This window comes from Caulobacter flavus, from assembly GCF_003722335.1.
Taxonomy (GTDB): Bacteria; Pseudomonadota; Alphaproteobacteria; order Caulobacterales; family Caulobacteraceae; genus Caulobacter; species Caulobacter flavus.
The window spans coordinates 444,878-465,213 of the sequence record NZ_CP026100.1 but is presented as its reverse complement, the minus strand read 5'-3'; the positions used below and the strand labels follow the sequence as shown (position 1 = coordinate 465,213).

The 20,336-nt window shown below is 68.1% G+C and carries 19 protein-coding genes; 5 read left to right on the top strand and 14 right to left on the bottom strand.

The window, feature by feature from the left end; translation table 11 throughout:
• The 14 genes from C1707_RS02220 to C1707_RS02160 all read right to left on the bottom strand — a co-directional run bounded on the left by C1707_RS02220 (nucleotide 1) and on the right by C1707_RS02160 (nucleotide 14,749).
• Nucleotides 1-450 carry a hypothetical protein gene (locus tag C1707_RS02220; protein ID WP_101711729.1) on the bottom strand — a complete coding sequence of 150 codons (450 nt, stop codon included), beginning with the start codon at nucleotides 448-450 and terminating at the stop codon, nucleotides 1-3.
• Nucleotides 447-1,277 carry a hypothetical protein gene (locus C1707_RS02215; protein ID WP_101711730.1) on the bottom strand — a complete coding sequence of 277 codons (831 nt, stop codon included), beginning with the start codon at nucleotides 1,275-1,277 and terminating at the stop codon, nucleotides 447-449. Before C1707_RS02215 ends, C1707_RS02220 begins: the two co-directional genes overlap by 4 nt.
• A complete protein-coding gene (locus tag C1707_RS02210) occupies nucleotides 1,274-2,977 on the bottom strand; it encodes a hypothetical protein (protein WP_101711731.1) in 1,704 nt (567 codons plus the stop codon). The genes C1707_RS02215 and C1707_RS02210 overlap by 4 nt, the downstream gene beginning before the upstream one ends.
• Nucleotides 2,977-3,339, bottom strand: a complete 363-nt coding sequence (locus C1707_RS02205) for a hypothetical protein (protein ID WP_145998304.1) — start codon at nucleotides 3,337-3,339, stop codon at nucleotides 2,977-2,979. Before C1707_RS02205 ends, C1707_RS02210 begins: the two co-directional genes overlap by 1 nt.
• 116 nt (nucleotides 3,340-3,455) lie before the next feature.
• Nucleotides 3,456-4,112 (bottom strand): DUF6973 domain-containing protein, encoded by a 657-nt coding sequence (locus tag C1707_RS25940; protein ID WP_145998305.1) that lies wholly within the window; start codon nucleotides 4,110-4,112, stop codon nucleotides 3,456-3,458.
• Nucleotides 4,109-6,754, bottom strand: coding sequence for a type VI secretion system ATPase TssH (gene tssH, locus C1707_RS02200; protein ID WP_101711733.1), 2,646 nt, complete (start codon nucleotides 6,752-6,754; stop codon nucleotides 4,109-4,111). The genes C1707_RS25940 and tssH overlap by 4 nt, the downstream gene beginning before the upstream one ends.
• On the bottom strand, nucleotides 6,751-7,821 hold the full coding sequence (tssG, locus tag C1707_RS02195; RefSeq protein ID WP_101711734.1) for a type VI secretion system baseplate subunit TssG: 1,071 nt from the start codon (nucleotides 7,819-7,821) through the stop codon (nucleotides 6,751-6,753). Before tssG ends, tssH begins: the two co-directional genes overlap by 4 nt.
• Nucleotides 7,785-9,671 carry a type VI secretion system baseplate subunit TssF gene (tssF, locus tag C1707_RS02190; protein ID WP_101711735.1) on the bottom strand — a complete coding sequence of 629 codons (1,887 nt, stop codon included), beginning with the start codon at nucleotides 9,669-9,671 and terminating at the stop codon, nucleotides 7,785-7,787. Before tssF ends, tssG begins: the two co-directional genes overlap by 37 nt.
• 4 nt (nucleotides 9,672-9,675) lie before the next feature.
• A complete protein-coding gene (locus C1707_RS02185) occupies nucleotides 9,676-10,203 on the bottom strand; it encodes a type VI secretion system baseplate subunit TssE (protein ID WP_101711736.1) in 528 nt (175 codons plus the stop codon).
• Nucleotide 10,204: 1 nt separating this feature from the next.
• Complete coding sequence (locus C1707_RS02180; RefSeq protein WP_101711737.1) at nucleotides 10,205-11,005, bottom strand: type VI secretion system accessory protein TagJ; 801 nt, start codon at nucleotides 11,003-11,005, stop codon at nucleotides 10,205-10,207.
• Nucleotides 11,006-11,016: 11 nt separating this feature from the next.
• The gene (locus C1707_RS02175) at nucleotides 11,017-11,532 is read right to left on the bottom strand and encodes an Hcp family type VI secretion system effector (RefSeq protein WP_101711738.1); all 516 of its coding nucleotides are present in this window, start codon (nucleotides 11,530-11,532) and stop codon (nucleotides 11,017-11,019) included.
• Nucleotides 11,533-11,585: 53 nt separating this feature from the next.
• Nucleotides 11,586-13,085: a type VI secretion system contractile sheath large subunit gene (gene tssC, locus C1707_RS02170; protein ID WP_101711739.1), complete on the bottom strand. Its 1,500-nt coding sequence runs from the start codon at nucleotides 13,083-13,085 to the stop codon at nucleotides 11,586-11,588.
• Between the two features lie 17 nt (nucleotides 13,086-13,102).
• Nucleotides 13,103-13,633, bottom strand: a complete 531-nt coding sequence (gene tssB, locus C1707_RS02165; protein WP_205686813.1) for a type VI secretion system contractile sheath small subunit — start codon at nucleotides 13,631-13,633, stop codon at nucleotides 13,103-13,105.
• Nucleotides 13,634-13,705: 72 nt separating this feature from the next.
• Nucleotides 13,706-14,749, bottom strand: coding sequence for a type VI secretion system protein TssA (locus tag C1707_RS02160; RefSeq protein WP_164467255.1), 1,044 nt, complete (start codon nucleotides 14,747-14,749; stop codon nucleotides 13,706-13,708).
• Nucleotides 14,750-15,140: 391 nt separating this feature from the next.
• Between C1707_RS02160 and C1707_RS02155 the strand changes: the two genes are divergently transcribed.
• Genes C1707_RS02155 through C1707_RS02135 form a run of 5 tightly spaced genes read left to right on the top strand, consistent with a single transcriptional unit; the run spans nucleotide 15,141 to nucleotide 20,300 of the window.
• Entirely contained in the window at nucleotides 15,141-17,150 is a 2,010-nt protein-coding gene (locus tag C1707_RS02155) for a type VI secretion system Vgr family protein (RefSeq protein ID WP_101711741.1), read from the top strand.
• 10 nt (nucleotides 17,151-17,160) lie between these two features.
• Nucleotides 17,161-17,736: a DUF6931 family protein gene (locus C1707_RS02150; protein WP_101711742.1), complete on the top strand. Its 576-nt coding sequence runs from the start codon at nucleotides 17,161-17,163 to the stop codon at nucleotides 17,734-17,736.
• On the top strand, nucleotides 17,733-19,172 hold the full coding sequence (gene tagH / locus C1707_RS02145) for a type VI secretion system-associated FHA domain protein TagH (protein WP_101711743.1): 1,440 nt from the start codon (nucleotides 17,733-17,735) through the stop codon (nucleotides 19,170-19,172). The genes C1707_RS02150 and tagH overlap by 4 nt, the downstream gene beginning before the upstream one ends.
• 34 nt (nucleotides 19,173-19,206) lie before the next feature.
• Nucleotides 19,207-20,019: a PAAR domain-containing protein gene (locus C1707_RS02140; RefSeq protein WP_101711744.1), complete on the top strand. Its 813-nt coding sequence runs from the start codon at nucleotides 19,207-19,209 to the stop codon at nucleotides 20,017-20,019.
• Nucleotides 20,020-20,027: 8 nt separating this feature from the next.
• Nucleotides 20,028-20,300 carry a hypothetical protein gene (locus C1707_RS02135; protein ID WP_123170704.1) on the top strand — a complete coding sequence of 91 codons (273 nt, stop codon included), beginning with the start codon at nucleotides 20,028-20,030 and terminating at the stop codon, nucleotides 20,298-20,300.
• Nucleotides 20,301-20,336 lie beyond the last annotated feature (36 nt).

The window sequence follows — 20,336 nt, the reverse complement described above, 5'->3', positions numbered from 1 at the left end:
CTATGGCGAAAGCGCCGCCCTGAGGATCGGCAAGCCCGAAGCGACCAGCGCGACGACGAGCGCCAGTCCCATCGCCAGCCTGAAGACCGGACGGCCGATATCCCCGCGCCGCACCATGGCGGACCAGAAGATCCAGGCGGGTTTCGGATCCAGCGCCATCACGGTGAGGCGCTGGCCGACGGCGGCGGGGAAGTCGTCGCCGACGTCCAGCACGACGGGGCCGCGCGCCGCCTCGCCGGCGTCGAGGCGAACCGTGACCCTGAGGCCGGTGCGCACGCGTTCGCCTGGCGGGCCCAGCTCGGAATCGCTGCGTTCGACCGTCGTGACGACGCGCTCGATCACCGCCGGCGTCGGCTTCGCCTTCAGCCAGAACAGGAATTCCGCCGCGACGAAGGCCAGGGCCGCGCCGAGGGCTGGCGCCAGCAGCGCCAGCTGCGGGGTCCAGGTCATCGCACCGCCTGCAGGCGGCCGTCGATCAGGCTGAACAGCACGGGCATGTCGATCGGAACGGGAAGTCCGTCGATCCGGGCCCGGAGCAGCGGATGACCGTCCCGGCTGACGCAGGTCGCCAGCCGGCCGCCGGCGGAAAGCCTGAGCCTGACATCGTGGTGCTCGATCGGCAGCATCGCGAAGCCCGGCGAACCGACGATCTGGCCAAGCTCGGCCGCATCCTCCTCGCGCAGTCGCCTCGGCGTGCCGCGCAAGGGATAGGCGCGGGCGACATCGGCGTACCTGGCGAGCATCGCACTGGTGAAGCCTTCCACGTCGCGCCGCTCCAGCAGCGTGTGAAGTCTGTCGAGCTCCGCCATCACCGGGTTGAGGATTTCGGCTTGTCTCATGATCTCGCCGGCCGCCCAGGCCGGCGCCGGCGTCTCGGCTGGGGCGTCGAACGCCAGGACCATGCGATGGGGCAGGGCGACGGGCTGGCCGGTCGCGGCCGGCCGCCAGTCTTCCTCGGCCAGGTCTTCCGTCGCGATCTCGAACCGCGGTCCCTCGCCGCTCACCCGGTCCAGTTGCAGCCGCAGGGTGACGAAGAGGTCGCTCGGCCCGGCGGGCAATATGGCGGCGGCCGCCCTAGGCCCCGTGGTCGCGGTCCCGACCAGAACCTCCACGATGTTGCGTCCGGGCATGACGTCGGACTGGATCGCCAGCGATAGCGCCCCGGGATCGCCGGCGGCCTTCTTCGCCAGAAGCACGTCGTTGATGAGGACCTCGGCGGCCGCCGCCGAACCGATCGCCACCTCGAGGCCGAACGTGGGTTCCTGGGCGGCGCTCACCAGATCTTCTCGTTCTCGAACAACGTCTTCTCGTCCACGAGGACCATGGGATCCAATTGGTAGGTGCTCGCCGTCCGGCCCTGCACCACGACCTCTCCCACCAGCCTGATCTTCTCGCTCTTGCAGCTGGCCTTCAGTTCGGGCGGCGTCCGGACCGTGACGGCGGCCGTCGCCTCCAGTTCGAGTTTGGTCACCAGTGCGGCGCGCAGGTTCAGCGAGTAGCCGAAGGCGCGGCCGCCGCCCTTCACGCCGCATTCGGGGCTGATCTCTCCCGAGCAATCGATGCGCAGGCCGCCGTCGGCGCTGGCCGGCAGCCGGTTGGTGTAGGAGACCTGGCCATGGGGCGACAGGGTCAGCTTGGCGTTCACGCTGAGATAGACCAGCGCCGTGGCTTCGAACGCCAGGCCCTTCAGTTCCAGCCCGCAGCTGCCTTCGACGGTGATGTCGAACAGATCGCACCGGCCGCCCAGGCTGACGTAGCGCTCGACGTAGTAGACCCGGTTCTCCTCCACGTAGGATTTCGGCCACCGCCGTCCCCAGGCGAAGTCGAGCTGGCCGCCGAAGAAGGCGTAGGACGCGCTGACCGACCAGCCGAGTTTCGTCGTCGAGAAGATCTTTTTGAAGAGATCGGCGAAGCGTTCGACCTTGCGGAGCTTGTTGATGATCCCGCTGGCGTCGAAGCTGGTCGTCTGGCCGCCCGACTTGCGCTCGATCTTGAACGACCGGACCTCCCTGTCTTCCTCAGCCGCGAAGCTGGGGACGCCGAAGGTCGCGTCCGTCTCGGTCAGCTTCGTCTCCGTCGCAATCAGGCCGCGCGCCTTGACCTGCCGCAGGCCGTACGAGGTGCTGAAGTCGGACGCGCCGTAGCGCGATAGGGTTTGCGTGGTCTCCAGGCCGCCCCGCGTGGAGACGGCGGTGGTGACGATCGGAACCGCCTTCTTGCCGTCGGGCCCCTTGGCGCCGCCCAGGCGATTGGCGTCCTTGCTTCTGCTGCCGGAGACGGGAGAGGGAATCCCCATCGAGACGGTCCACTCCTCGTCCGGCATGACCGCCAGGAGCATGGCGAGGCTGGTCGTCGATTTTCCGCCGGCGGTGACGCCGCAACTGCCGGCGTCGAGCTCGTAGGTTCGCGTGCGGCTGGCGCCGAAGGGCCAGATCGGACCGAATATCGACGCGCCGACGTAGTCGGGGGCGGCGGAGAAGATCTCCGCCTTGGCGGGCGCGCCGCCATCTGTGCCCGTATAGACGCCGCTTCCCGAAATGCGGGTGCGGGGGTGTTTGGGCTGTCGATGCGTATGGCTGGGGCCGTTCGTCGCGGTCAGCGTGACGCTGAGCGGCTTTCTGCCCTCCGTCGTGGTCGGCCGGGCGGACGGCGCGTGCGTGACGGCCTGCACGTCCGCCAAGGCCTCCAGCACCAGGTCGTGGGTCTTGAGGGCGCCCTGGTAGTCGCTGGCGACCGAGGGGGCGATGGGCTCCATCCGCCGCCGGCCCTTCAGGGTCACGCTGGCCTTGTTGCCCGCGCCCTTGGCCAGATCGAGCTTGAGGCTGGCGATGTCGCAAGGTTCGTAGGACCGATCCGGCGGATCGCCGACCTTGCACATCAGGACCTGGTCGTTCGGTCCGAAGACCGAACTGATCGAGGCCTTCGAGGCGGACGAAGCCGCCTTCGTCAGGCTTTGGGATTTGGCGCCGTCCGTCATCAGGCGACGGGCTCGGGAAATTCAGGCGCTCCGGCCAGCGCGTGAAGGTGAACGAGCTTGGATTGCGGCGCCCAGTCGGGGGCGTCCAGCGCCTCGGCGACGGATCCGCGACGGACGAGCATGCGCCAGGGCGTGTCGCTGTTCAGCAGCACCCAGGCGAACAGCGCGTAGTCCGTTTCCATCGCCATGCCCGAGCGCGCGGCCAGGGCCAGGATCTCCCGCAGCTCGGCCAGGCGAGCGTCGGGGTCATAGCGCCGCCATTCGGGCCAGGCGTCGGCCAGCCAGGCGTCGACCCGCGGAGCCAGCTTCTGGAGCTTGGCGTCGCTCAGTCCGGAGAGCTGGCCGGTCGTGATCTTCAGCAAGATGGCGCCCCCCGACATCCGCCGAGGATGGGAGCCTCAACGCGAAGATGTGTCCAGTAGAAAACGCAACTCCTTGGGGCTCCGAGCTCAGAGGTTTCGGTTGCCCTACCTGGCGATCAAGGCGAGGCTTGGCCATGCATCCCAAGGGCGACCTCATCGCTCCACCGCAAGACGCCTCGGCGATCAATGACCATGAGATCGCCGCGTAGCACGGCGCGTCGAACCAAGGTCGCAAGCTCGCTTTCCGATGCGGAGATGTTTGACAGGGCTATGCTTCGACCCTGTTCGTTGTTGTAAAGGTCCATGCTCTCCCTGGCCGGTGGATTGCCAAGCAATTGCTCATGCGCTGTCGCGAATTTTTTTGCGAAATCTGCGCCATAACTTTTCGTCATCAACGCGTTCCAGTACGCGTGGCGAAACGCATCGTTGTGGCCGTCATTGCCCGATAGGGCGCCCGGCGCCGCGGGCGGATCGGCCGGAGAGCAATAGAGCCCGAAATTGCGATTTGCTTCCTTGCGGGCCAGTTGGCTCAGGCGATCCATCCCCTCTTTGGTTACGCCATCCAGTAAAAGCCCTTCTATGAACGCGGTATACTCGCCGGGCGTATGGGACAAGATTGTCCCCGATCGATCATCCTCGGGAATGTGGTACGTTCTTCCGACCTGCGCGGCGGAGCGACGGGCCACACACATATGACCATCGAGCGATCCGAGACGCTGGACGAAATCCGATCGGCTCGCGCCGTTCGCAGCCTTCTTCGCCGCCGTGCTCATTGTCGGACCGAGCTCCCGCCTGAGTACTCGTAGGTGAACGCCGCCTCTGCGACCCCGACATGGATGCGCTCGACCGGAACGCCGTTCATCTGGCGCTCCAGAAGCTCCACCGACAACTCCGGCAGCATGGTGTTGGTGAGGATGGCGTCGATCATCCGGCCGCCGGAGGCGACCTCGGTGCAGCGGGCGACGATGAGGTCGACCACGGAGTGGTCGTAGGTGAAGGCGATCCCGTGGTTCTCGGCCAGGCGCCGGACGATGCGGTCGAGCTGCAGGCGCACGATGTCGCCCAGCATGGTCGTCGACAGGGGATAGTAGGGCAGGACGATCAGGCGGCCGAGGAGGGCCGGCGGGAACACCTTCAGCAGCTCCGGGCGCAGGGCCTGGCCGAGGGCTTCGTGCTCCGGCGCCAGTTCGGGATCCTCGCTGAGCTTCGTGACGAGGTCGGAACCCACGTTCGAGGTCAGCAGGATGATGGTGTTGCGGAAATCGATGAACCGGCCTTCCGCGTCCTCCATGTAGCCCTTGTCGAACACCTGGAAGAACATCTCGTGGACGTCGGGGTGGGCCTTCTCGACCTCGTCCAGCAGGACCACGGAATAGGGACGTCGCCGCACGGCCTCGGTAAGCACGCCGCCCTGGCCGTAGCCGACATAGCCGGCCGGCGCGCCCTTGAGCGTGGAGACGGTGTGGGCCTCCTGGAACTCGCTCATGTTGATGACGGTCAGGGAAGCGTCGCCGGAATAGAGCAGCTCGGCCAGGGCGTGGGCCGTCTCGGTCTTGCCGACGCCGGACGGGCCGCACAGCATGAAGACCCCGATGGGCTTGTTGGGATTGTCCAGCTTGGCGCGGCTTGTCTGGACGCGACGGGCGATCGCCTCCAGGGCGTGATCCTGGCCGACGACCCTGCGCTTCAGGCGCTCGGCTATGCCGAGGACGCCGGCGATCTCGTCCTTGATCATCCGGCCGACCGGGATGCCGGTCCAGTCGCCGACCACGCTGGCGACGGCGTTGGCGTCGACTTCGCCGAACACCATGGGCGCATCCCCCTGGGCGGCGGCGCGGGCCCCCAGCGCCGCGTCCAGTTCAGCCGGATCGGCGACGCGTTCCTCGGCCAGGGCGGCCCGGGCGGCGGCGACATGCGCGTGAGCGACCTTCTCGGCTTCCCACTTGGCGGTGGTGGTCGCCAGGTCGGCCTGGGCCTGCGCCAAGGGATCGGCCAGCCTGGCGGCGCGGCCCTCTCCGGCGTAGCGGGCGGCGGCTTCGCGGCCGGCGATCTCGATCTCGAGTTCCAGCCTCTCGGCCTTGCGGCGGGCGGCTTCGACCGCGGGCGGGGTGGCGTGCTGGGACACGGCGACGCGGGCGCACGCCGTGTCCAGCAGGCTGACCGCCTTGTCCGGAAGCTGACGGGCGGGAACGTAGCGCTGGCTGAGCCTGACCGCCGCCTCCACGGCCTCGTCCAGCACGGCCACCTGGTGGTGGCGCGCCATCAGCGGCGCGACCGAGCGGAGCATGGCGATGGCGTCCGCGTCGTCCGGCTCGCTCACATTGACGGTCTGGAAGCGCCGGGTCAGCGCCGGGTCCTTCTCGAAATACTGGCGGTACTCGGTCCAGGTGGTCGCGGCGATCGTCCGCAGACGGCCGCGGGCCAGCGCCGGCTTCAGCAGGTTGGCGGCGTCGCCGGAGCCCGCCTGGCCGCCCGCGCCGATCAGGGTGTGGGCCTCGTCGATGAACAGGATCAGCGGCCTGGGCGAGGCCTCGACCTCGTCGATCACGGCGCGCAGGCGCTTTTCGAATTCCCCCCGCACGCCCGCGCCCGCCTGCAGCAGGCCGATGTCGAGCGCATGGACGCTGGCGTCGCGCAGGGCCGGCGGCACGTCGCCATCCGCCACGCGGCGCGCGAAGCCCTCCACGACCGCGGTCTTGCCGACCCCGGCCTCGCCCGTGAGGATGGGATTGTTCTGCCGTCGGCGCAGAAGGGTGTCGATGATCTGGCGGATTTCAGCATCCCGCCCGACGATGCGGTCGATCTCGCCGTTCCGGGCGCGGGCGGTCAGGTCGATGGCGTACCTGGCCAGGGCGCTGTCGCCGCCCAAGACGCCCGGGCCGGCTTCCACGGCGGCGACTTCGGCGGCCTCTTCCTCCTCGGCCGATTTCGCGACGATGGCGGCGAAGTTGTCGACCAGCGCCTCCGCATGGACCTTGCGCCATTCGCGAGAGACGCCGAACAGGCGGCCTTGCAGCGAGGGCGACCGCAGCATGCCGAAAAGCAGGTGGCCCGTGCGGATGCGCGCGACCCCGAACTGCAGGGAGGCATGGACCCAGGCGCGCTCGACGGCGTCCTCGACGCTGGGAGAGAACTCGATGTCCGAGGAGCCGCGCGGCAGTTTGTTCAGCGCCTCGACGGTGTCCGCGGCCAGGCGGCTCTCGTCGACGCCGAAATGACGCGCGATGGCGGCGAGGTCGTTGGCGAGGTTCTGCTGCAGGACATGGAGCCAGTGGGCCAGTTCCACATTCGGGTTCGTGCGCTGCCGACAGAAGGCCGTCGCGGTGCGGATGCTCTCCAGCGCCGTGGGGTTCAGTTTTCCGAACAGGGACGCCCGGCCGATGCCGTTCGTCGGGTGGTGAGCGACGTTGGTCATGCCGTGGCCTCCATATCGTCGAGCGTGGGCGCGGGCTGGAGCCGCGCGTCGTGGCGAAGGACGGCGCGGCCCTGCGGCGCCATCCAGCTGGTCCAGCCCAGCTGCGCTTCGCCGCCGAGCTGGACGGCGAGGCAGTTGGCCTCGCCGATCCGTCCGATCTTGTCCTCGTTCAGGCCCAGCACCAGGTCCCAGGCGAGGTGCGAGGGCTTCCAGGCCTCGACGGCCTCGCGGGTGCGATCGTGCAGGGCGCCCCCCGGAAGGAAGTCGCGATACCGCGCCCAGCTGGGGGCGGTGATCATCACCGTGAAGGCCGCGTCCGGAACCTGGACGCGATCGCCGAGCACCGCGCCGCCGCCGAGCGGAGCGCCTTCGGAGCCCGCCGCGCCCAGTCGGGTGCGCTCGGACCGCGCGATCTCGCACCAGCCGCCGGTGAACTCGACGATCTCCACCGGCGTGGCCAGCAGGTCGGACAGGGCCCGCTGCAGCACGAGGGGGCTGCGCCGGGAAGCGAAGACCCCCGCGTAGTGAAGGCGTTCGAGCGGGCCGAAGGCGGACGTCGCGCCGGGGGCCTCGGCCGCGCCGGTCAGCCGGGTCAGGTATTGACGGAAGCGGTCGTCCCCCGGCCGGTCGGCGTGGCAGACGGGCTGGCTGTTGGCCCAGGCGCGATAAAAGAACTGCAGCATCCGGGCGGTGAGCAGGTCGAGGAACCGGCCGAGGGGGCGACGGTCGGTCGAGGCTCTCGCCTCGAGCTGCGCCAGCTCCGTCATGTGGATCGGAAGCGGCCCCATCGGGCCGGTGAGGCCCAGGAAGAAGCCCCGGACGGTGGCTCGCCCCGGCGCCTGGAAGTCGATGGCGTCGAGGGTCGAACCCGGGAAGTCCAGGCTCGGCGAGTGGGCCAGATCGACGATGTTCATGTCCGGGCGCGGCGCGCGGCCCACGCGCGGCCGATCAGGCGCCCGCGCTTCCGCGCCGCGGACGAGGGCGAAGAATCCGTAGCGGCGGACATCCTCCCTGGCCGCCTGCAGATATCTCAGATGGTCGGGCGCAGACCCATCTTCGGCGGCCACGTCGCAAACTCTCCCAGGCTCTGACTTTCGAAGACGGTCTCGATGAAGGTGTTCACGGTGGCGAACTCCGACAGGAAACGATCGAGGACGGAGGCGAACAGAAAGATGCGCCCGCGGTCGTACCCGGTGTCGTCGAGGACGATCCGCACGCGCTGGCCGCGCACGAAGGCCATCGCCGCGCCGCGGCCCGATCCCACCTTCGGGGGCGAGACGATGCGGCGCTGCACGGTCTCGGAGGTGACGCGAAGGATCCCGTCGATCTGCCGGCGCGCCGCCGCGCCGTCGATCGTTCCCTCGAAGGCGCCGTAGAGGCCGATGTGGTCGCGCAGCATGCCGGGATGGCCGCCGGGCTGGCTGACCATCGAGGCGTGATTGGCGGTCAGCCCGCCCACGACGCGCCACGCGGAGTCGCCCAGGCCGAGCGGCGGGCGCGGGCGCGTGGGACCGCGCACGATCCGCACCTGCGTATCCTCGGCGCAGCGCATCTGGACGTCGCCTTGTTCCGACAGGAGTTCCGGCAACTCCCGATTGGTCACCAGGGCCCGGATCGAAAGGTCGCGGATGGTGTCGAGCAGCTCTGGATCGCCGGGGGCGCTGAGACTGATCAGCGTCTCGGTATCCGAATAGTCGCCACGGCCAAGGCTCTGCTGCTGTCGACGCGACAGGCGACGGGGACGCATGCGCGTGGTGCGGAACAGCGCCTTGGACCAATCGTGCAGCAGCGAGCCGAACGCGTAGATCGGCGCCACGGGCCGCTCGTCGCCGTTGTGGAGGTGGGCCTTCACGTCGAGGACGCGGAAAACCTCGAAGTCGTCGGGGCGGCCCCGGTCCGGAACCACCAGGTGCTCGTGTTCGAACTTGCGGACGCGGGTCAGGCCCAGGCTCTTCTCGAACAGATTGATGGCCGGCGTGCAGAACAGGCGCAGGTTGTCGACGGAGACGCCTTCAAGCGGGTCGGCCCGGGTGTTGAACAGGACGATCAGCTCGCAGGACGATCCACCGACGGCAAAGGCCCGCTCCAGCTCCTGGAAGGCGAAGAACATGAAGCGTTCGGGGAAGGTGAAATACTCGCGCAGCAGCCGGTAGCCGCCGAACGAGCGGCCGTCCGAGGGCAGCAGCGCTTCGTCCTCCCTCAGGCCGACCGCAACGGGCTTGGGCAGGAGGACGGGTCGGGCGGGATCGGCGTCGGCATAGGCGACCACGGCCAGGGCTTCGCCCATCATCTGGTGGTAGAGCGTCCCTGGAAGGCTGCCCGTCCCGTCGATGAAGATCGGCATCAGGCCGGGCTCGATGGTCTTGAGATCCCCGACGGCCTTCAGCCGGATGCGGACGCCCGCCTGGGCGACGATCCGCTCGTTCCGCATCTTGGAAGCGAAGGCGGCGGCGGCGGCCACGGGCGCGGGATTGGAGAGGTACTCGACGGCCTCGATCGCGATGGGCAGCAGCTTGACCTCATGGGCCGTGCTGAAGGTGCAGGGACTGTCGGCGCGGATCGTCTCGGCCGTGAACTGGGTGTGCCGCTTGATGGTGACCGCGCGCGACGGGGCGCCGCCCTCGGTCGGGGCGAACATCGCGATGCACATGGAGGGGGTGGGGGCCAGATAGTCCGGCTGGATCGACTGGAGCAGCTGCTGGGTGAATTCCGGAAACTGATCTTCCAGCTTCAGCTGGACGCGGGCCGACAGGAACGCGACGCCTTCCAGCAGGCGCTCCACATACGGGTCGGTTTCCTCGCGGTTGCCCAGGCCCAGGCGACCGGCGACTTCCTGGTTCTCCTGCCCGAACTCCTTGCCCGCGTCGCGCAGGTAGTCGAGCTCCTTGTTGTAGGCCCCCAACATCCGAGGATCCATGAGGTCAGTCCCGCACCGTCGCCGCGCCGGAGTCCAACGCCAGGTCGGTCCGGAAGCTGATTTCGATGACGTCGTCCGCCGACCGCGCTCTGCCGGAGACGACGTAGGTCACCGAATTGACCCGTTCGCCGACCGTCTCGTGCTTCACGCTCAGGGTGCGGGGGTCGATCCTGGGCTCGAAGTTGCGGATGGCCTCCCGTATGGCCTCGCCCCGCTCCTCGATGGATTCGTCGGAGATGGACCGGCCGATCAGGCTGACGGCGCCGTAGTTGAGCACCGATTTCTCCAGCTGCGGATAGGCGGAGAGGTCGTGGTCGGAGCCCAGCTGCACGGCGTTCAGCAGCCAGGCGATGTCGCGGCGAAGGGTGTAGCGGAACTCCTGCTCGTCGAAGGCGTCGAGGCGCGCGGCGGGATTCAGGCGCACGCCGCCGCGCCCGATCTCGCTCGGGGCCTCTTCGTTTCGCGCCAGATTCACGCCGAACAGCAGCTTGTCGAGAAGGGGCGGATTGAGGTGTTTGCGGCGCCTGGGCATGTCAGGCGGCCATGACGAGCGAGCGCAGGGAAAGAAGGTCCAGGTCGATTTCCTCTCCCCCGGTCAGGACCCGCTGCCCCGCGGCCGTGACGCCGCCGGCGCCGGGCTTCCAGATCGTCTGCCGGGCCAGCTTCAACGTGTCGTCGGGCTCCATCTCGGTTCCCGGATAGCGCGTCGGCAGGAGGGCCGCGGCGCGTTCGCCCGAACGCAGGGTGACGTGGGCCGGAAGCCAGATAAGGTCGCGAAGATGCCGGGGGCCTTCACTGCGCAGCTCGGCGACGGCCTCGAAGGGCAACAGCCCCCAGCGGCCGTCGACGATGGCTTCCAGCATTGGCCCCAGGCGATCGTCGGTGTCGGCGATCCAGTCGATGTCCTGGTCGTTCCATCGTCCCGGGACGTCCAGGGCCTCGTCGGCAGCCATGTCGCGGGCCTCGATCGATGCGGGGTCTCCGGCCAGGGCGCCGGCGAACGCCGCCACGAAGGCCTCGGTCCAGGGCGCGGTGGCGCAGAGCAGGTCGGGCGGCCGCCGCCCCGCGAAGACCTCGGCGCGCGCGACCTCGGCCCCGATGGCGGCGCCGTACAGCAGACCGAACATCCTGTATGCGGGGTCGAGGGCCACGATCGCCCGCAGACGCGCGGCGGCCTTCTCCCAATCGCCCTGGATCGCCATGACGTGGAACAGGAAGACCTGGCTCTCGATGTCCCGAGGACGGGCGCGGACCGTTTCGACCAATGCGGCGCGCGCGCCGAGGATGTCCCCGGCGTCCAGTCGCTCCTCCGCCGAAACGATCTGCGCACGCACCTCGGCGACGCTCAGGCCGTCTTGTTCTGGGCGATATTGTACCCGAACTCGACCTGCGGCCCGGAGCCGCCGCCCTGCGTCTGGGTGATGTAGACCACCTTGAACTCGGCGAAATTGAGCGAGACGCGCTCGAGCGCGCCGAACGCCCGCTGCTCCTTGGTGATGTCGGATTTCGTGAGGTCGATGCTCACGCTCTCGACGCTGGAGATCAGGATGTCCTTCAGCTCGATCTTGAAGTACTCGAGCTTCTTGTCGCCGTCGTCCTTGCGGGCGACCAGCGTGGCGCTGGCGATATGCTTGCCGGTGGCGCAGGCGCGAAGCAGCGCCGGCGTGGAAACGTCGATGCGCTTCTCAAGCAGCAGGTCGCCTGCCTGCATCTTGCCGGCGCCCATGCCGCTGCCGAAATGGGCCGATCCGGTGTTCTTGATCTCCCAAGCCCAAGTCTGGATTTCGATCTCGTCTTTGTGCTTGTCGTCCTTGGACTCGCCCTTGATCCCGTCGATCTTCAGGAAGATGTCGGCTGGCATATGTAACTCCCAGGTTCTTTTGGCAGATTTGATGGTCGAGTTACGCAAATTTACTATGCGCCGCCGCCTTCACTTTTCGGCAGCCTGGACACCATGCTCAAGGAGATGTCCATGTGCTCGAATTGAAAGTGCGGGCGCAGAAGGAATTCCGTTCTGTAGTAGCCCGGCCGCGCCGGGTCCGCGGTGACCGAGATGTGGGCTTCGCGCAGCGGCTGCCGGACGCTGTTGTCCGGATCGGTGCTGTCGGGGTGGATGTTGACGTACTGGTTCACCCAGGACTGAAGGTCCCGCTCCAGCTGCCCCTCTTCGCGCGAGGCGCCGACCCAGTCGCGCACCATGACCTTCAGGTAGTGGGCGAAGCGCGAGCTGATGAAGATGTAAGGCAGCTTCGCCGACAGCTCTTCGCTGGCCGAGGCTGCGCTGCCCTGCATCTTCTGGGGCTTGTATGCCGTCTGGCCGCCCATGAAGGTGGCCTGGTTCGTGTTCTTGCGATGGGTCAGGGGGAACAGTCCGGCGTTGGACAGTTCGCCCTCTCGCCGCTCGCTGATCGAGATCTCCGTCGGACACTTGGCGTCCTTGCCGCCCTCGTCCGTGGGGAAGAGCGCGACCGGCAGGTTGTACAGGGTCCCCCCGGTGTTCACGCCGCGGATCGAGGTGCACCAGCCGTAGTCCAGGAAGGACTCTATGACCCGCAGGCCGAGGCCATAGGCGGCGTTCACCCAAAGATACTTGTCGTGATCGCCGGCGCCCACGTCCTCGACGAAGTGGAACTCGTCGACCGGGTCGCCATCCGGGCCGTAGAGCTGCCGGCCCAGGAAGCGCGGCATGGTCAGGGCGACGTAGCGGCTTTCGTCGGACTCGCGGAACGAACGCCACCGGATGTATTCCGGCGCGACGAACGCCTTGGACAGGTCGCGCAGGTCGGCGAGCCCGCTCCAGCCGTCCTGGCGCAGCAGCGACGGGGCCGCGGCGGTGAGGAAGGGCGCGTGCGCGTCCTCGCCGATCTTCCCCAGCATGGACATGACGTCGATGTCCGCGCTGGAGTGATCGAAGTAGTAGTCGCAGACGAAGGCGCCGAAGGGGACGCCGCCCAGCGTGCCGTACTCTTCGTCGTAGATCTGCTTGTGCAGCGGGCTCTGGTCCCACTTGCTGTCCCGATAGGACCGGGTCAGACCTTCGAGTTCCTTCTTGGTGACGTTCATCACCTTGATCTGGCTGTTCTCGCCCGTGGCGGCGTTCTCGACCAGGAAGTTCAGGCCGCGCCAGGCCGACTCCAGTCGCTGAAACTCCGGCGCGTGCAGGATCTCGTTGATCTGCTCGGAGAGCTTGGCGTCGATCTGGGCGACGAACTGTTCCAGGGTGGACAGAACGTCGCCGCCGATGATCCGCGTCTCCTTCAGCGCCAGTTGCGCCAGGGTCTGGACCGCCTGCTGGATGCGTTCGTGCGGGTCTCGGGGCTTGAACTCCTTCTGCAGGAGGGCCGTGAAATCATCGGCCAGATTGGTGGCGACCGTCTGGGCCGTCTGGACCGACTGCTGGCTCGGGCTGGCCATGATGCTGCTCTCCGGACTTAGGCGTTCTGGTCTTCGTCGGGGGTGACTTCGACGGGTTTCGCGCTGGCCAGCGCCTCGAGCAGGGCCGGATTCTGCAGCACGTCGTCGAGCAGCTTCTGCGCGCCGGCGGCGCCGTCGACATAGGAGCTGAGGGTGACCAGCCGATCGCGGGCCTCGAGCAGGTCACGCAAGGCGGGATCGGCCTTGGCGAGCGCGGCCGGGGAGAAGTCGTCCATCGAGCGGAACGTCAGGTCCATGAAGAGCTCGCCTTCGCCCGTCAGCGTATTCTTGACGCGGAAGGTCGCGCGCGGCGCGATCGCCTTCATCTTCCCCGCGAAGTTGTCGATGTCGATGCTGTCGAACTTCCGCCGGTTCAGTTCCGGGCGCGGAACCGTGCTGTCGCCCGACAGATCGGACATCACGCCCATCACGAACGGCAGCTCGACGGCCGGCTTGGCGTCGTCCGGGTTGGCCTTGTAGACGATGTGAACGCGCGGCGGCCGGGTCCGGCCGATGTCCGTCGCATTGCTTCTCTTTTTCCGCGCCACGCCTGACCTCACATTTTCTGCTCGATGCCGCACCCGGGATCAGCGATCCGGGTGTCTCTCAAACCCAAGACTTCAGTTGTTCTGCCTCACCAGTATTCGCTCGGCCTCCGAGACGCTGCCCGGAGCAATTTCCTTCAGGACGTCGATGAAAGACATCGGAAGCCAGGTCTTCACCCGCTCCAGGACCATCGGGATCGGACTTCCAGGCTCCTGGGCCTTGTAGTAGGCGCAGATCTCGTCGATCGCGCGCGCCACGTCCTCTCGGCTCGCGATCCGTCCACGGATCGGGGTCCCCGCCGGAGCAGCCGGAGCCGAGGCGGCGAAGCCTGAGGGGGCGGCGGTGGTTTGCGGGGAGGCGGCCGGAATCTCGGCCGCCGGGCCGTCGGCGGGCGCGGAGCGGGGAGCCTCGATGGCCTCGCCGATATGGCTCAGCAGCCGCTCCATGAATTCGCGCGACGTCCCGAAGCCGGCCGCATCGTCGAACACGCCGGCCGACAGCGCGTACGCCTCGAAGGCGGCGTCGATGCTGTCCAGCGCCTTCTGGAACCGCGCGATCTGGCCGGCGATCGCCTGCAGGTCGGCCGGCCCCTGAAGGCTCAGCGCCGAGATGAACAGGTCGTACCTCTCGCCCGCTCCGGCGGTGATGTCTCCCGCCGTGAAGGCCCCCTGACGCGACTTCCAGAGCGGGGCCGCGGCCAGCCGCCTCACGAAGTCCGCGTAGGATCCCAGCGTGTCGCTGGCATTGGAGCGGGCGACGATCCCGTCGCTCAGGGGCGGGCTTGCCTGGTCCCACATGTCGGCGAGCAGGCCGGCGACGATCTCGGCGCCCGCGGCGACCGCATCCAGGTCGCCTGCCGATGCGCCCGCCTGGGCCATGTAGACCCCGAACCAGATGTCCTTCTGAACGCCAAGGCACTTGCCGCAGAGTTCGATGATCCCCCGAGGAGGGAGGGGTTCGGAGCGCCCCTTCTTGGCGTCCGGCAGACAGGCTTTCAACCCGTACGCGATCCTGTCTCGCTGGACGCTGAGCTCCAACGACGCGTCGTCGGACAGGTTCGCGCCCGTGGGATCCGCATCGGAGATCGGCGAAAGTAGAGCTTTTACGTCGATCGCCACGATGATCCAGGCTCCCCCGTCGATAAGGCACGCGGAATGGCTCCGCGGCGCTCAACGCCTGCACGCGAACAGAACAGAAACTTTCCTAGAACCCCACCCGCACACGCATGACGGTCAACTCGCCCGTCGCTCTTCCTATACGATCGTGAGCATAATTCCTCAAGCCGGCAAGCTCAAGCTTGACGAGCATCGATCGTTTATGCGCTCGCTATGCGCGAAGTGGCTACGTGGAAGTCGACCCTGGCGCGCCCCGCGGCAGCCAGCTTCGTCGTGATACACGATTAAAGAACATAGTTTCCTGAATCAACTCATCCGAGCGAATGACGGGTGGACGCCGGAGCCAGACCGCGCTTTTGTGTGGAGGCGGGCCAGATGCATCCCAGGGGGGCGGATGTTGATCGAACAGACGCAGGAGTATCGCGAAGCGACGATCGACATGCGCGGCCTGTCGACCGATCAGATACTGCTTTCGCGCCTGAGCGCCGAAGAACGGCTGAGCGAACCGTTTTCCATCGTGGTCGAGGTGATCTCGCAGGACGGCGTGATCGACTTCAGGCCGCACCTCGGCGCCGACACCGTCGTGGTGATGGAGGAGAACCGGCAGATCTCCCGCGCCTTCCATGGCGTGCTGTGGCAGGCGCAGAGCCTCGGCGAGGCTCCCCAGGGGCTCGTCTATCGTCTGGTCCTGCGCCCGTGGCTGTCGCTGCTGAGCCTGGGGATGGACAGCCGCATCTTCCAGAACAAGACGGCGCCGCAGATCCTGCACGAGGTCTTCGAGCGGAACGGCTTCAGCAAGTACGATCTGAAGCGCCTGAAGACCGCCTACAAGCCCCGGGACTACTGTGTTCAGTTCCGCGAGAGCGACTTTGCCTTCGTGTCGCGGCTGATGGAGGAAGAAGGCATCTACTACTTCTTCGAGCACGACGAAGAGGGCCATACGCTGGTGCTCGCCGACGCGCCCTCCTGTCACCAGCCGTCGAAGGAGCTCCCCGACGTGCCCTTCGTGCGGCCCGGATCCGAGCGTTCCCGGCGCCGGGCGCACCTGTCGGCATGGAGCGAGCGCGTGTCGCCGGCGCCGCAGCGGGTCACCCTGCGGGACTTCCACTTCATCAAGCCTCCGGAACGCTTCGTCTCGATGGACAAGGCCACGGGCGAGTACCAGCTGGAGACCGCCGAGCTCTACGACTACCCCGGGGGGCACGCGATCTACGGAGAGACCGAGGCGTCGGGCGAAGGCAAGCGCTACGCAGCGGCGCGCCTGGCCGCTAGCCGCGCCGAGCGGCGCAGCTTCACCGGATCCGGCGACGCGTTCGCCCTGGGTTGCGGCGAGACCTTCGATCTCACCGAGCACCTCGTCGAAGAGTACAATCGCGACTTCCTGATCGTGGGCGCGGCGCATCACCTGTCCGCGGACTCCTACCGCAGCGGCGGCGAGGGGGGGTATCAGATCGAGGTCGAGGTCGAGGTCGTGCCGGCCGACACGCTCTGGCGCTCCAGGCTGAAGACCCCCAAGCCGGTCGTCGGCGGCCCGCAGACCGCCACGGTGACCGGACCCAAGGGCGAGGTCGTCTGGCCCGACAAGTACGGCCGCGTGAAGGTGCAGTTCCACTGGGACCGGCAGGGCAAGTTCGACGCCGACACCTCCTGCTGGGTGCGGGTGTCCCATGCCTGGGCCGACGCCGGGTTCGGGACGGTCATGCTGCCGCGCATCGGCGAGGAGGTGGTGATCGACTTCCTGGACGGCGATCCGGACCAGCCGTTGATCACCGGGAGGGTCTACAACGCCACCCATATGCCGCCCTACGAACTGCCGAACCACAAGACCCGCTCGACCTGGAAAAGTCGCACGGTAGGCAAGTCGGGAGACTACGCCGGAGCCGAGGAGCCACCCCGGGGCGACGAGCCGGGTTTCAACGAGCTGCGCCTGGAGGACAAGGGCGGCGACGAGGAGATCTTCGTCCACGCCCAGCGCAACCTGAAGGCCTGGGTCCGCCTCGACGAAAGCCGAAAGGCCGGCCGCGACATGAAGGTGCGGGTCGGGCGCGACCGGGTCACCGAGATCAAGCACGACGAGACGATCACGGTCGAGACCGGCGACGAGAGCCGCAAGATCGCCAAGGGCGGCCGCAGGACCAAGATCAACAAGAGCGACGATCTGGTGGTCGAGACCGGCGACTACTCGATGACGGTCGAGAAGGGCAAGGTGCTGATCGACGCCAAGCGGGAGATCTTGCTGAAGGTCGGCTCGAACACGGTGAAGATCTCGCCCAAGGGCATCGAGATCAACGGCATGACCATCGTGGCCAAGGCGGACACCTCGCTGTCGGCCAAGGCGCTCACGGCGGAGGTCAAGGCGGGAACCGTGCTCACGCTCAACGGCCTGCCCGTCCTGATCAACTGAGGGCTCGAGCGTGGCCGAGTGGCATCGCGTCAAGTGGTCTCGCGCCGAACAGGCGGTGGACCGATCGTTCCTGGCCAAGACCGCGTCCGTAGGGACGGCCGACCCGAAAGCCGCGCCGCCGGTGTTCTTCGGCCAGCTGCGGGACGGGGGGCGGTCCGACCTCGCCGTCGAGTTCCTGGCGCAGGCGATGCCGCGGCTGGAGGCGGTGGTCTGGGCGGCCGACGTGGTTCAGGACATGTCCGCGGCGCTCCCCAGCGAGGAGGCCGACACGTTGCGGACGGTGTTCGACTGGGTCGCCGCTCCCACGGAAACGTCTCGGCGAGCGGCGATGGATGCGGCCCAGCGCTGCGAGATCTCGGCGCCCGCGTGGCTGGCGGCGATGGCGGCGTTCTATTCGGGCGGATCGGTCGCGCCGCCCGACTGCGATCCGCTTCATCCGCCGCCCGACGCCACTGGGCGGTTCGCGGCCGGCGCGATCCTGATGGTCTGCGCCGACCTCGAGGACATGGAGGGCGCGATCGACCTTTGCCTGATGCGTGGCGAAGGTCTGGCGACCCAGGGGCTTAGCGTGCGGGGCGGACGATGAAGCTGACGCTGTTCGTCGAGGGCATGGACGATCTGGAAGGCGGGCTGCCGGCCAAGGCCGAGCTGGATGAGCACGGCCTGGTGATCGGCCGCTCGCCCCACACCCAATGGTGCCTGCCCGATCAGAGGGTCTCCAGCTACCACTGCGAGATCGACTGGCGGGACGGGTTCTACTGGCTGCGGGACACCGACAGCACCAACGGGACCTTCGTGAACGGCGTCGATCTGCGCGATCGTCCGCCGCACCCGATCGTCGACGGTGACCAGATCCAGGCCGGCCAGTACAGGGTTCGCGCGCGACTGGCCGCTTCCACCAAGCGCGCCGAGCCCCAAGCCAAGCCCTATGCGAACGGCATATGGCCCGACGAGAGACGCGCGTCGCGTCCGACCTTTCCCGACAAGCCGGAGCGGTTTCAGGAGGACGACGACGGCTGGGGCGTGGCGCCGGGCGGCGCGTCACGGGCAGGCGGTCTGGGCATAGGACTGGGGCGGCCGGGCCTCGGGGGGCCTGGCCTCGAAGCGCCTGGCCCCGAGGCGGCTGGTCGGAACGGCCCGGGTCGGGGCGACAGGTCGTCTACGAGCTCGCTTTCCGACTTGGCCAAGTCCAGGCCGGTGACGCCGGTTCCCGAAACGCCGACCGCCTTCGAGGAGCGGTCCGGCGGCCGTCCCGATCCGTGGGAAGAGTTCCTTCGCAGCAACGACGTCGATCGAGGCGAGCGGGACCCGGCTCACCTCCAACCCGAGGCGACCACGGGGGGCGCCGACGAACAGGCGCCGCAGTATCGACCGAGCGGCGGCGATCCGCAGCGCGGCCCCGGCGGCGCGGAGCAGCCGGGCCTCGCGCCGCCGGCTCCGGCCTCGCCGTCCCATGGCGACCTGGCTTGGGCGTCGTTCCTGGCGGCGGCGGGCATCGACCCCGCGGAGCTCGGCGTCGACGCCGTCGAGGCCGGCGCTCGCGCCGGCGAAGTGATGTCGCGGATGATCGAGGGGTTGATGTTGATGCTGCACGCCCGCGCCAAGGCCAAGGCGCAGATGGGCGTCGAAAGCACCTTCTACGGAACGGGCAACAACCCCTTCAAGTTCGTCCCCGACAGCCATCGGATCGCGACCCTTTTGCTCAATCCGCCGCTCCGGGAATTCATGCCGGCCGACGAAGCGGTCGACAACGCCTTCGATGACCTCCAGGCCCACCAGATGGCGACGCTGGCCGCCATGCAGCGGGCGTTGCAGTCCACGCTGGCCCGGTTCTCGCCACGGGCGATCCGGGACAACGCCGAGAAGCGCGGCCTGACGCGCTTTCTGGTCGGGAGCCGGGACGCGGCGCTGTGGCGCGCCTACGAGCGCGAGTTCGACGGCGTCGCCATGGATTCCAACGAGGCGTTCCTGGACATGTTCGCCAAGGCGTTCCGACGCGCCTACGAGGATCAGGCGCTATGAGCGGCCGCCTCGCCGAGCGGGGAAGGGGCCGCTGATGCCGCCGGCCGCGCGGATCACCGACCTTCACACCTGTCCGATGGTGACCGGCGTCGTGCCGCACGTCGGCGGGCCGATCGCCCTGGGCTCGCCCAACGTGTTCAGCGGCAAGCTGCCCCAGGCCCGCGTGGGCGACATGGCGGTCTGCGTCGGCCCGCCCGACGTGGTCGCCAAGGGATCTGCGGGCGTCTTCGTCAACAAGCGACCGGCGGCGAGGCTGGGCGACAACACCGCCCACGGCGGGATCATCGTGCTGGGCCTGCCGACGGTGATCATCGGCGAGACCGGCAGCGGGTCCGGCGGCGGCGCGGGCTTCGACGGCGTCTCCCTGGCGTTCGCGGCGGCCGAGGCGCAGATCAAGGTCCTGATCTCGGCGGCGAGCCGGGGGGCGCCGTTCTGCGAGGTCTGTTTCGAGCAGGCGCTGACCAAGGCCCAGACGGTCGCCGAGGAGACCTCGAGGAACAAGGCGCAAGCCCTGCAATTCTATCGCGGCTGCGGGATATCCGAGGACGAGCTGCAGTCCCACATCCAGGGGATCGACTTCAGCCAGCCGGTGGAGGAGGTGACGCTCCCGCCCCGGACCGAACTGGTGCAGCACCAGAAGGACGGTCGCCCCCGAGGCCGATACTTCGCGCCGCCGGGCACGCCGGCCGGCCAGCTCGGCATTTCCGACAATCGCATCGCCAAGCCGTACGAGACCGGCGCGTCGGTGACGGCCCTGAAGTCGACGGCCGCGCCCTTCGTCGATCCCGATACGGGCGAGGTCTACGATGGCGGCGGCGTCCAGTACTTCATCCCCGATTTCCGCTGAGGCCATCGATGTCTGGTCGACTGCAGCTCTATGCCGAGGCGATGAGGTCCTGCGAGGTGTTCCTCGAAACCCATGGTCCCTCGCCCATGGTCGACTCGGCGATCCGGCAGATCGGGCGGCTGATCGAGATGGAGAAGCAGGGCGCCTACGACCTCGACTATCTGCGCAAGGTCAATATCGGTCTGATCGGCGTCCGCGAGGTGGTCGATGTCGACCGGGCGATCGGAGACAAGCTGTTCGCCGTCGCCGGCGTGGTCCGGCGGATCGTCGAGAGCGCCTGAAGAGACGCCCGGTGATCGGGACGACGGATCGAGGTC